Raw genomic sequence first — 12,705 nt, 5'->3', positions numbered from 1 at the left:
AAAGAAATGAAAAAGCTGCACGTAAATTCTTTAAGAAAGCCATTGGTAGGCATGGTTTGCCAGAGAAAGTAAATGTAGATAAATCTGGTGCTAATGAGGCTGCATTACTGACTATCAATATCTACTTATTTTTACTAGGGATATGGTTAACTCATGGTATTGAAATTAGACAAAATAAGTATTTAAATAATTTGATAGAGCAGGATCATAGAAGTATTAAACGATTGACTCGACCCATGATGGGATTTAAGTCTTGGGACTCCATGGAGTCCACTATCGCTGGTTATGAGTTAATAAATATGATTAGAAAAGGTCAGCACATTAATGCTGAAAATATGACTATTTGGGATCAATTCTATTCTATAGCAGCATAACTGTATCTAGAGCATACTGATTTCATGAAAATTGTCACTGATTTAAATATTTGCGACAAAACCGAGATGACTCTGTTTTCAAGTCTTTATATTTGGCTATAGATTATTTGACTAAAAAATGGTCTATGCCTATGAGATATTGGAATGAGGCTATGCCTTATTTCGCTATTGAATTTGAAGATAGAATTCAGAGGTTTATGTAAGTGAATTTACACATTTATTTGGAAAGGCTCTCACTGATTTAAACATTTGCGACAGAACCCAACTTAGAACTTCAATAATTAGAATGCTCTCTTAAGCAGCTGTTCCAACAACACCAACAACAACTTTCTGAGTACTATCACCAGACCATGTTGAAATTGGTGTACCTTTATCCCACTTACCAGAAAGAGATATAGTACTTGTTAACTCAGTCTCATTTTGTGATGTAGTACGAAGATAAGAATCACCACATTCATGAGCAATTAGAGCTTGGAACTCACGAGTTTGTTCTTCATTCATTGTGAATTTCGCACCTTGAGGATCAAAGTATTGCACTATCGTACCTTTATTAGCTTGATCAACTGTTTGCTTTTCATTAGCTGCTGCTATCTCTACAGTAAGCTGAGCTTTTGCACCACCTGTTAACACTTTAGTAAGACTTGCATTTAACTCTTTTGCGATTGCTTTATTAGTTATAATATGTAAACTAATTGTCTGAGCAATAGCATCAAATTCAACATATTCTACTTTGAAGTTTACAGAAGCTGAGCCTGGAGCTTTACTACCAATATCATAGTAAGGTAGCTTAGTGCTTATATCAATAGGCCCTGCTTCTGCTGCGAATTTCAATTGAACAAATACAGCATCGTGCGTAGGTGAAGGCGCTGTAAGGTTAGCATTAGGATGCGAACCAGGTGATAATGTCATTCTCTGACCATCTATTGCTATAAAATTTGACATTTAAGTATCCTTATATTTTTGTTAGTTAATTATTAGCTTTTATGAGTTAAGCCTTGCTTCAACACTTAACTCAACATCCATACCTTCAAATTGAACGTGTGGAAGGATTGCGATACTAGATTTATACCAACCTATTTTTCCTTCTATTGGGTCTACAGAAATCTCTGCAGCTTTAAAAGGGAAATAACTTTTAGTTAAATCAGTTGGGCTTGGTACAGTAGTAACATAATGGTTTATCCAACTAGAAAGAGTATCTGTAATAGATTCTTTAGTCGCTGAAGATCCAATACGATCACGCATTATCATTTTTATATAATGCGCTAGTCTAGTTATCGAATATGTATATGATATATTCGCTATAAGCTGTGAATTCTCAGAATCCTTCGGATCCTTATACTCTTCTGTCATCTTTAATGAGTTAACACTAAAGAAACATCCCTCTAAAGTACCCTTCTTATACACGAATGGCATAAATCCAGCATTAGCAAATTCTAATTCTCGATAATCAGGTATCACAAACTCTGTAGGAACCTTTAATTCTTCGTATCCTCTGATATCAAATGTATGTGCAGGAAGACCTTCAACAGTACCACCTGAACGTGGACCTCTAATACTCTGACACCAGCCTGTTATCCTAAATGCTCTCATTAAATTCTTAGCAAATAAAACAGATGAATTACCCCATGTATATTCTTCATTTGAAAGAGGATTTGTTATTTTTTCTTTAAAGTTCTTAATATACTTACCTGTTGTTGGATTATTATCAGGATCGTATGGCGCTCTTAACAAGAACTGAGGCGTTGTTAAACCAATATACGCTGCTTGCTCTGTCTTACGAAATTTATTCCATTTGCCATACTTTGGATGCTCCATCAAAGCACTAAGATTTTTAATATCAGCTAAATCCTCTGCTGTATCACAACCAAAGAATTTTGGACTAACTGCGGCTATAAAAGGAGCATGGGAAGCTGTAGCTATTTTTCCCATGATTGAAAGCCAATTTATATCATCTTGAGTATTTTTAAAATCATATAAGCCAATCATCGTACCATATGGTTCTCCACCATATTGATCATACTCACTGACATATAGTTTCTTAAACATATCACTAGATGAGATATCAACCGCATTAGTCTCAAAATCATCTAATAATTCTTCTTTAGAAACATCTAATACAGAAATCTTAATTGGCGCATCATTTGGCTTATCTAAATAGATTTCATTGATAGATAACCACTGCTTTTCTAATGCTTTAAACTTCTCATTATGGATAATATCATTAACTTGCTCTTCTATTATTGTATCGATACGATTGATTACATTGCGAGTTAAATGTTTATTATAAAGGTTCATATCTTCATTTTTTGCATTTGCAAAAATAGCTGATAAGCCAGCAGCTAATCTTAATACATCATCAGAAGTTATATCTGTTTGATTATTAGCATCAGTAACATACTCATAGTCTACTTTTTGTAAAGCATTTTCAGTCGTCTCAAGGTTCAAGCTAGAAAATAACTTTGACAAATTAATTTCTTCTTTTGTTTGTGTTTCTGTAGTAACTTCAGACATTATTTATCTCCTTCTTCAGCAGGGATAACTTCACCTTCAATAGCCTCTTCATTAATCATCTTGAAGGATTCTAAAGCAGGTAGCTCTTGTTTTATCTTCTCTAAAGTTGTTTCATCTCTAAGGATTTCTTTTACTAAATTGCGAAAACCTTTATTATTGTCAACAGTAGATTCAAACTCTTGCACCATTTCTCTTAGTTTTATTAGAGATTTAAGTTGAGGCACTGTTTCCGCGATTACGCCAGGTTGAAATGATTTCATTGAATTAATTTTTAATTTAACATCTAGATTTGGAGATTTTGATGGAGATATACGATTTGGTACTGAGATATTAAGCTCCATATCCATATCTTTCATCATAGAGTCAATCGTGCCATCCATATGACGAATTTTTCTTTCTTCAAAGTCTTCTTTTCTATCTTTTGATAAACCCTGAGATAAATCTCCCATCACTAACAACCTAAAAGGTAACTCTTTATCTTTTAATTCTCCATCAACCTCAGTTTTATAGCGAAGCATCAACCGTGACTTTGGTATTTCGTCATTTACTGCCATTTCAATTTTCTCCTATTTATTTTATAAACTTTTTCCACCCCCCTTATTAAGGAAAGTGGTTTTTTAATCTATCCCGTCAATTTATGACAGTCTACCACTTCATTTTCCATTATATATTCAAATTAATATGGAATCATATAGTTTATAGCTCTTTTCAATGGCTTTGTTTCTGAACCCCTAAATTTATTTTAATGGATAGCCCTAGGATACTGTATTTATTCTAAAATAAGTGACAAATTAGATTACAAAACAGAAATTTTTTCATTACAATATATTAATTATTTTGAATTGATTGTTATATCTTATTCTAAAATTGAGCTTTTGCATGCAAATTTAAAAAATAGGTAAAATGTTTCACTGACTGAGAACAACTGATAAAATCTAACAAATTAAATAGGATACTAAATGAGCAAAGCAAGTGAAGAATTAAATGATTTATTTAGAGGTGATCAAGGTTGGGAAGTTATTAAACGGTCTAACTTTGAGGTTTTAACTGAGTGTACAGAATTTATAGAAGGAAGGAAGTTTCATGAAGTTATAAAGGCTATTTCTGAATATGTTCAAGAAGATAAAGTTCTTGATATACAGTTTTTTTGTCTTTATTTGCAGGCTTATTTAAATCTAAATCATAGTGCGGATGATTTTGTTACAACTCTAGAAGCCTTAGCCGAGATATTGGGTAAGTATGAGTTGATTTCTCCTATTAATAAAAAGGATATGATAGTTATACGTAGCATCATATCTTTAACCAATGAAGCTAATGATGCTTTGAACTATTACAAGACTGATATTTCAAATACTCAATTAGACCTAATTAAGACTCATATAGGTGAAATTTATGAGTTATTAAATTCTAGTATTGAAAAGGCTGACTTAGCCGAATTTAATAAGTCAAAGAATCAATTTTTAATTACAGCATCTAAGTATCTTATAAAAGAAGAAGGTGGTGCTCAAGAAACTCCAGAAGTTGAAGAAAAGCCACCTACTTCAAGTGATGAAAATAAAGATGATAGGTATAGTTTCCATTGGGCAAACCTGTTATTAAAAATATCAAGATTTAGCAAGCTAGCTAGCTCACCAAATGGGACAGCAGATAAGTTTGAACAATCATTATTATTTGATTCTATTCAAACTGAAATTCAAAAATTTAATCCTATTAAGTACTTTCCAAGGGAGTTTCAAGTTTTTCTAAATGCAGTTACTCCGGAGACGTATACTGCTATTCAACAAGTTATTGAGGGAAGTAAAGGCTCACCTTTATGGGGGTTTATGCTTAAAAAAGTAGAGGCTAATATAGAGGTTGATCCTGATAATATGCAGGTAGGAGTTGGCGATTTTAATGTTGATAATATTTTAGAGCTTTCTAACCAAAAAACCATGGCTGAAAATAACTATGATGAGGAAGGTCATAATAATTATGAGCTGGATCATGGTTATAGTCATAACCATCAAGATGATGACTTTGATTCAGCATTTGATTTAGATTTATGAAGAGAATAAAAATTTAACTAATTATATTTAAATATGGGATAAACCATGCAGCAAATAAATTGGCATTTAGGACAGGCGGTATTACCTAAACATTTTACATTATCACAGCGTTTTTCAGCTCAGCGTAATATAAACCTCTGTCAAATTAATTCGGCAACTGACTTTTATGGTTTAGCAGAGCTTAAGATAGATGAATATTTATTAGAGAAAAATATCTTTAGAATAGAGTCGTTTATGTATATAACCCTTAGATCGGAATATATCCATTATCAGCGCTCGAGCTATCCAAAATCTTTGGAGCTAAATTTAAATACGGTTGACTCAGATACAGCAGAGATTGTTATTAGCATTGATGAGAAACCTTTGATTGAGAATATCAATGATGGTACTATCAAGGTTCAAACCAAGTTGTCAAACATTTCTTTAGTAATTAATCCGGAAGAGGTTGATGAGCTAAATAGCTTTAAGATTTTAGTATTAAATAAGTTAGAAGATAATAAATGGACATTAGGAGAATTTTTGCCGCCTATTTTAACTACTAAAAATTATGGTTTTAATTTAGTAATCAATAAGATTAATAACCTATTACAAATTATATATTCATATATATTAAATGAGCGCTCAACGAACTCTGCTATTTCGGCAGTTAAAGTAACATTGTTAAATAATATTTCAAATAGTTGTAATCAACTTCGTTATTATCTATGGCAGTTATCTTATACTAAATATTCGCCAATGTTTATATTTCATGCTGCACAAAAAATATATTTGGATTTGTTACAGTATCAGGATATAACTGAGCTAGATCCAGCATTAGTTTATAGACATGATAGATCATTAGATAGTTTTCAGCAATTGATTAATGCTATATTTGAAAAGGTTTTACATACAAAAGCCATAGAGTACAAGACATTTAAGGCAATAGAAAATCTACTATCTACAGGAGTTATAGAGTTTGAAGCATTAAATCGTAAGAAACATTACTTAGTAGTACGTAAGCCTGTAGAAGATCATAGCTATTCACTATTGATGATTAAGCTTACATCTCCAAGTAGAATAGAGCATGTCAATAAATATGCGATGGTTGGATTAAAACTCTCAAAGCTAGATTTTAATCCTTTACCTGTATCTAGTGTTGATAAATATTGTGATATATATGAAATTTTACCATCAAGAGAATGGGATTATATTTTAAGTGAGCAAGTGATTTGCTTATTAAATAATAAAGATGTAAGTGATTTAAAATTTGTTTACTATTATGTGTAAGTATTTAGAAATGGATATAAATGAGTATAAATGAATTAAACAAGATACCTACAACTCGACTAAGACAATTAGACCTAATGGTTCTACTAGAATTGTTGTATCGTAATGGTTTTGAGGCTGATGATATTACTTTTGTGAGCCGCCTTAGTTTAAGCCAGGCTGGTAGATTAATAGAAGATGTAATCTTTGAGAATTCTGGTGTTAAACTTATAGTAAATATGGGTATTTTATCGGCTAATTCAGCATTGCCAGACCATGTGCTAGATTTCTTTTCTTCTCATAATGAATCCACATCATTTAATGTTCTAAACTCTTTAGCAAGTAAACTTTTAAAAAGTCAAATAAACATGCTTTTGACTGAACAGTCTAATGACCTGAAAAACTTATATTTAAACGGAGATATTCTTTTTACTCGGAATGATAATTTTTTTTATTCGTTATCATCTTTTAATAGTTTGTTTGAAAGGGCACTGACGCAATTTAATTTAAATGTTAGATCATTATGGAAGCTAGACCTTATTGATAAGTCTAGTTATCTGGATAGCAATAGTTCATTTTCAAATATGCACCTTGGGAATAAGTTATTATCTCCGAAATTGCATTTTGACATAACAATTCAGTCTGAAACTTTATTTAGTGAAAAAACTTGTAAAGAAATATCTCAGTGTATTGATAGTTTAGTTTTAAGTGAACATTTTGAGTCAAATAGAAAATACATAGCGGTGAATGTTTGGCTTATTGTGCATCCTATAAAAATTGTTTTTATGCCATTTAATTTATCAGATAGTACTGAGCTGATGAGCCATAAGATAAAAATCTATGAGAGGTATGAATATGGATACTAATTTAAAAGAGATTCAGTCAAAAGAGCAGCTTTACCAGTATCTAGAATCAAGTAAATACAATAAAAATGATATCTTAAAGTCTAGGGATCTAAAGGCGATTATTGATGCCGTAGATTATACAGTGCAACGCTCTACGTTAAGTACGCAGAATTTCTTGTTACAAAGAAGGTTTAACCTTTTCTATAGTTATTATCCACATTTCTTTCAGCATATCCCAAATCATGCTATCGTAGAAATATCAGCTAATCAAAACGATAAGTTTATAGATTTAGAATTAGGAGAGGAGTTTGCATTAAATTTTGATGATAATCGTTTTAGGTTTCAGGCAGCTATTCCTTTTTCATTATCTCCATTTGAAGTAATAAATTGTTATTTGGATAAAAGTTTATTAAGTATAGAGTTAGATGCAATTAGACCGTTTAGGTTGGATAGGAATCGCTTTTTATTAAGCTGTAACCCTTTAGCGTTAAAAAATTATCAAATTTATCATCTAATAAATGCCTTACGCCAATATAAAACGGCGAAGATGACACTATACTCTAGTCAATTAGAGAAGCCATTATCTACAAGTGTAGCTTTGAATTTTGATATTAAGTTAAATTTAGAGGTGACTCAAGAAGCTATATTGAGATCTTTAACTCAAGCAGTATTTAGTAATTTTTATGTTGAGTTTGAAAGCTTACCTGAAGATTATCTTTTTTCTAAGATTCTATTAGAAATAGAGGTTCCAAAGTCTAATAATATAGTGAAGCCACTATCAGGTAAAAGTATTAAGACTAATCTTTTGCCAGTTTTTAACTTATTTGAAGATTATGCTATGAAAATTAGCTGTGATTATTCTCAAGAAAGCTATGCAGTAAAACACTTAGATGGTCCTAATGAATATGTTCCAACAAAGCTGTATGAAGTACAGTACAATGATGATAAGGCGTATCATAGCTATTTAAATTTAAGTTCTGCTAAGAGTTATAATCTGATGTTTGAACCTTCAGGGCATATGCGAGTAGCTTTTCTTAAACCATCTTTAGAAGACCTCTCAGAGGAAGCTAATGAGATTGTTATTAATGCGCAATGGACACAAATAGCTTCTGCTGATATTGAGAAAAAAAACTATACTTTTTTACCTCTTAGTCGCAGTATTGGAAGTTTAAAATTTAATATTATTTATAGTTATGGCTTTAAAAGGAACCAGCTTTTAGAAAGAGCAGAAAATATCTTAAAAGTTTTAAATGTTATAAATGCTACAGGTTTAGATGTAGATTTATTTAATACCTTAGTGTCGCTCATAACTAATCATGATATTTATGCTGTTGATTTTATTGATAAAAATTTGATAAGTATTGAATCAGATGGCCAATTTAGTTATGCAATTTATATTAGAACAGATTTATCAAAGTCAGAGTTTATTTTTTATGCTGACTTAGTACAAAAGTTTCTTACCAACCATTTTTCTAGAAGGATAGGTATTCAGATAAATTTAAAAGTAAAAGTTAAATAGGGAGTGTTTATGCACCAAGATATTATAGATGTTTTTGTTACTATAAATTCTTTTATAGATAACTATGATGCAAATGTTGAAATGCAGGATGTAGTGGCATTTCGTGATGAAGTTATTATCAAGACTAGTAATATTCGTGATACGGTTTATCAAGAGCATGGTGAAAGAGCGAGCTTTTATATAGCTTTTGCTATTTATACTTACTGTGATGAAATGATGAATCAGGCAAATCTAAATATGACAAAGAGTAATCCAAACTGGCATTTGCTCCAAGAAGAGGTTTATCAAAGAAATGATGGAGGGGATTATTTCTTTGAAATTGCAGATAGTATTCTAGATAATCCTGTATTTCCAAAGGAGGTTGCCCAAGTTTTATATTTAATCTTAGCGTTAGGATTTAAAGGCTGCTATCTTGGTGTGCAGGCTGAGATTGATAAATATAAAAATAAGCTAAGTGTGGTTTTACCAGATCAAGATATACATGGTCTTAGTTTTGAAACTTTTGAAGGAGTTAATAATAAATTCAAAAAGACGTATAAATCTAGGATTCTTAAGAGTTTATTTGTTGCTAGTGTATGTTTTCCACTGGTCGCTTATTTTGGAATATGGTTTGTTAGTTAATTTATATGAAAAATAAACTATTCTCTCAGATATCTGAAAATATAACTTTCTTTGAAGAGTTTGATAAGGCTCTAAAGAAGAATATTGCTGCTGTGAGTAGTCAAGATAAAGTTCTATCATTAGCGCTAAAAGAGTGCGTGCTAGATTATCTTATTATAAATGAGCATGCTCAGATTGCTCTTGATATCCTTAAAGCTGAATATAGTTTAGTTGAACAAGCGGCTACTTATGAAAGTATAACTACATTATCACAATTATATTCAGGCTTAAAAGATTATGATTATTATGGCTTAAAGGAAAATGTCAAAAAATTAAATGATAAGTCTGGAATAGTATCGAACCAAAATGTCAAAGTACAAGACCTAGCTAAGCAGACTATTCACTTGCTAAAACAAGAAATTAAGGATTATCGTCTCTTTAACTGTTTGGATAAACTATCTAGTTTAATTAGTCATAGTCAGCTAGATATAGAGTTTGGTAAGATTGAGAATATATGTGCGGAGAAAAATAGACTTCTAGAGTATTACAAGACTAATGTATCGCTTTTGGACTTAATTAAAGACTATAGTCAGAAAATTGATGAAGATGAAATAAATCCTAAGTTACAGCAAGATATAATTTCAGAGTTAGAAAGTTTCTTTACCCAAGCTTCAGAAATGTTGGGTGATACACTAAACCCTATTTTGGCTAAATTAGCTAATGAGACTGAAAATACAGCTAATTCTGGTCAAATTCCTTTATTGTTAGAACAGGCTAATGATGCTGTTTTTAATTATAGCTTTGGGACATTACATACTTTGACTATTCAACCACCTGATTTATCAATAATTCCACAAGATGAATTAGTTATCCTTAAAGATTATATTGAGGAATTAGGTAATGATTCATATAGTTCAATTCTTAAGGCTTTAGATAATGCGTTTGGATATATTAAATATCAAGAATTAAGTATAAATATTTTAGATCCTCAAGGTGTAACAAGCTTTAGAGCAGTTCTGTTTGCATTAGCAGAGTTAAAACTTAAAGCACTAACCTCTAATAATAACTATATATGGAATCCAATTATTGAAACTTTAGAGTCAAAATTAGCAGTTGGTAAAAAGGTAAATAACTATGTTGATGATGCTTTAGTTATCAAACTTAAAAATAATTCTAATTTTGCTGCTCTTTTTAAATTAAAGCTGAATATATTAATGTTGTCTACTTATTATGATTTGAGCTTTGAGAGTCTTTTAGGAGGAGTAACTAATACTAATAAATTTACTTTACAAAAAAATGCTTGGTTATCAAATACAAAGTTAAAGGATATTAAGAAAGCAAAACAAGAAGAGCAAGCTTTTTATAAACTAAGCTCACCTAATAATATTAAAGATAAAGATGATCCAAACAAAGATCTCTATGAAAAATTCAATCAGATTATAATTGCGACAGCTAAATTTAAGCAGGTTGAGTTCAAAGATTTCAAAACATTTAATATTGATAATTATTTATTAGATTTTGAAGCAAAAAATAGCTGCGATTTTTTAAATAAGAAGCTTGCATATAAAACTTTATACCAGCGCTATTTTCTGGCTGACCATAATAAAAGCTACGAAAAGATATATTCGCAATGGATTGAGCTTAATGTATTGTACGGTGATGGTTTTAGCACTTGTGGTCTAGAGGAGAATGTTACAACTATTGAGAACTTGCTTATTAAAATTAGAGAGAAATTTTTAAAAGAAGATATGCATGAAAGCTGTGATAAGTTAGTGATTGAAATTTCTAATCTATATATCAAATGCTGTGAAAAGGATTTATGCCGTAATATCAAGGATAAAACAGAGCATGATATGCTTAAACTTGAAAATTTAAAGAATATTTTACAAAAAAAGAATCCTTCAGTAGATGATGTTAAATTTATCAAAAATATTGAAGATACGCTTAAGAATGGTGCTGCTAGGAAAGATAAAATAGATTTTAAGTATATTAGCGAGCTAGAAGAGAACTGTAAAAAGCAGAATCCTTTATTTGGTTCTGGACAAAAGTTAGATGAGTTAAGTCAGCAATTAAATAAGCTCAATCTTGGAGGAGACAAAAAAGCTTGCTTAACAGAACTAAGTAAAGTTTTAGCCAGTTTATAAGGGGATATTAAGATGAATGATATTACAAGCTTAATAAAAAAAATTGATCAAGATCGTATGATTATGGCTGCTTACCCTGGTTTAGAAGCAATAATTCCAATGAAAAATATGCGCCAGTTTAATTTCTTAACACAGTTAGATAGCGTTTTATCTAATCAAAATAGTACACAATGTACTAAGTTAAAAGAAGCTGTCCAGGGAGTTCAACAGCAAGTTTATAACTCTGCTCAGAGCCAAGCAGAGCAGATAAAAAAGATTAAAGATGTCAACCAACAGGATGCTCCTAAGAAGTTATTAGCAAAAATTGATAATCTTAAAGAGCAGCTTAATAATACAAAAGTTAGTTTTCTAACTAAGAAAAAAATCAGTAAGCTTTTATCTGAAAAAGAAAAAAAATATCTTGTATATGCTGAACTTGTTGAAAACGCAGAACAAGCTGCTAATAAAGTTTCAGATTTTAGTTTTGATAATATTAAATTAGAGCAAATCTCTAATTTAAAAGATAAGCTAAAAAGTATGGCTTATTATGAATGCTTGATGGGTGACTTAGGTAATAGCTATTCGCTAATGCCTGAGTTATTAAATAAAAAATGCTTGCTAGAAGGAGATAATTATGAGTAATTTTGTTGTAAGTAATGCTTTGCTTAAGTGTGCATTTGGAGTTGCTCCAACTCCATTAACAGCATTACCTAAAGGTCCGTTTGTTAAAGGTCAAGGCCAGCTTGCTGCTGTTATAAGTGACAGTATATCAATGGCAAATATTAAAGTGTTTGGGATGTGTAATAGTCCATCTAACCCTGCGGGGATGGGTAAGCCAGTTGTTCCAACACCATGCCCTTGTGTCCCTGTCACTCCAGCTCCTTGGGCTGTACCTGCTGTAAAAACAAAAGTAAATGGTCAACCAGCATTATTAAAAAGCTCATGTAATACATGTGTCTACGGTGGGCAGATTAGTATTACAATGCCTGGTGAGATGGTTATAAATGCTAAATAACCTCAGTTCGATAATTATTTCATATCTAAATACTGACAGTTAATCTCAGTGAGTATGTATATCAACAATTTTAGAGAGAAACTTTCGCAAATAATTTTATAAAAGTATATCAAAATAAATTAATTTTAGAGATAGGACCAGTGTTAAGCTAGCTGCGTTTGTGGACCACCCTAAATCTATCCCCTAAGTACCGTAAAATAATATATTTGCACTTTTATTAGTTTTTTCACTATAAAACCTTTTCTTAATTTACGGTAGTGTCCACTAAATTGTGTCTGTAGCTAGTCGACTTTATAATTAAGTTGAAAGAAAAAATAAAGGACTAGCTAATGAAAGATATTAACTCAGAACTACAAAGAAATATACAAGATGTACTACACTATGATAGAGGTACTGCAGTAGAAAATATTGGGTTCTGTCGCAAACTG

Annotated in this window: 12 protein-coding genes; 9 read left to right on the top strand and 3 right to left on the bottom strand. The window is 31.0% G+C overall.

Going from position 1 to position 12,705, the window contains the following annotated elements; genetic code table 11:
• Positions 1 to 374, top strand: a 374-nt coding sequence (locus F3D62_RS10285; RefSeq protein WP_150468163.1) for a DDE-type integrase/transposase/recombinase, incomplete at its 5' end; no start/stop codon positions are given.
• 294 nt (positions 375 to 668) lie between these two features.
• Here F3D62_RS10285 and F3D62_RS10280 read toward each other — a convergent pair.
• The 3 genes from F3D62_RS10280 to tssB are packed head-to-tail and all read right to left on the bottom strand — an operon-like array spanning position 669 to position 3,439.
• Positions 669 to 1,316 (bottom strand): hypothetical protein, encoded by a 648-nt coding sequence (locus F3D62_RS10280; protein WP_150468162.1) that lies wholly within the window; start codon positions 1,314 to 1,316, stop codon positions 669 to 671.
• A gap of 39 nt (positions 1,317 to 1,355) precedes the next feature.
• Positions 1,356 to 2,885, bottom strand: a complete 1,530-nt coding sequence (tssC, locus tag F3D62_RS10275) for a type VI secretion system contractile sheath large subunit (protein ID WP_150468161.1) — start codon at positions 2,883 to 2,885, stop codon at positions 1,356 to 1,358.
• Positions 2,885 to 3,439, bottom strand: coding sequence for a type VI secretion system contractile sheath small subunit (tssB, locus tag F3D62_RS10270; protein WP_150468160.1), 555 nt, complete (start codon positions 3,437 to 3,439; stop codon positions 2,885 to 2,887). Before tssB ends, tssC begins: the two co-directional genes overlap by 1 nt.
• A 405-nt stretch (positions 3,440 to 3,844) precedes the next feature.
• Between tssB and F3D62_RS10265 the strand changes: the two genes are divergently transcribed.
• The 8 genes from F3D62_RS10265 to F3D62_RS10230 are packed head-to-tail and all read left to right on the top strand — an operon-like array spanning position 3,845 to position 12,277.
• Entirely contained in the window at positions 3,845 to 4,930 is a 1,086-nt protein-coding gene (locus F3D62_RS10265; RefSeq protein WP_150468159.1) for a type VI secretion system protein IglI family protein, read from the top strand.
• Between the two features lie 45 nt (positions 4,931 to 4,975).
• Complete coding sequence (gene tssK / locus F3D62_RS10260) at positions 4,976 to 6,196, top strand: type VI secretion system baseplate subunit TssK (RefSeq protein ID WP_150468158.1); 1,221 nt, start codon at positions 4,976 to 4,978, stop codon at positions 6,194 to 6,196.
• Positions 6,197 to 6,216: 20 nt separating this feature from the next.
• The gene (locus tag F3D62_RS10255; protein WP_150468157.1) at positions 6,217 to 7,041 is read left to right on the top strand and encodes a hypothetical protein; all 825 of its coding nucleotides are present in this window, start codon (positions 6,217 to 6,219) and stop codon (positions 7,039 to 7,041) included.
• Positions 7,031 to 8,539, top strand: coding sequence for a type VI secretion system baseplate subunit TssF/IglH (gene iglH, locus F3D62_RS10250; RefSeq protein WP_150468156.1), 1,509 nt, complete (start codon positions 7,031 to 7,033; stop codon positions 8,537 to 8,539). Before F3D62_RS10255 ends, iglH begins: the two co-directional genes overlap by 11 nt.
• A 9-nt stretch (positions 8,540 to 8,548) precedes the next feature.
• Positions 8,549 to 9,160 (top strand): DotU family type IV/VI secretion system protein, encoded by a 612-nt coding sequence (locus F3D62_RS10245; protein WP_150468155.1) that lies wholly within the window; start codon positions 8,549 to 8,551, stop codon positions 9,158 to 9,160.
• A gap of 5 nt (positions 9,161 to 9,165) precedes the next feature.
• Positions 9,166 to 11,283 (top strand): hypothetical protein, encoded by a 2,118-nt coding sequence (locus F3D62_RS10240; protein WP_150468154.1) that lies wholly within the window; start codon positions 9,166 to 9,168, stop codon positions 11,281 to 11,283.
• A gap of 12 nt (positions 11,284 to 11,295) precedes the next feature.
• Complete coding sequence (locus F3D62_RS10235) at positions 11,296 to 11,904, top strand: hypothetical protein (RefSeq protein WP_150468153.1); 609 nt, start codon at positions 11,296 to 11,298, stop codon at positions 11,902 to 11,904.
• Positions 11,897 to 12,277, top strand: a complete 381-nt coding sequence (locus tag F3D62_RS10230; RefSeq protein ID WP_150468152.1) for a DUF4280 domain-containing protein — start codon at positions 11,897 to 11,899, stop codon at positions 12,275 to 12,277. The genes F3D62_RS10235 and F3D62_RS10230 overlap by 8 nt, the downstream gene beginning before the upstream one ends.
• The last annotated feature ends 428 nt before the right edge of the window (positions 12,278 to 12,705 follow it).

The sequence above is a fragment of the Francisella sp. SYW-9 genome, assembly GCF_008711465.1.
Taxonomy (GTDB): domain Bacteria; phylum Pseudomonadota; class Gammaproteobacteria; order Francisellales; family Francisellaceae; genus Francisella.
The sequence above is the reverse complement of the archived record's forward strand: the minus strand, read 5'-3'. Positions and strand labels throughout refer to the sequence as shown.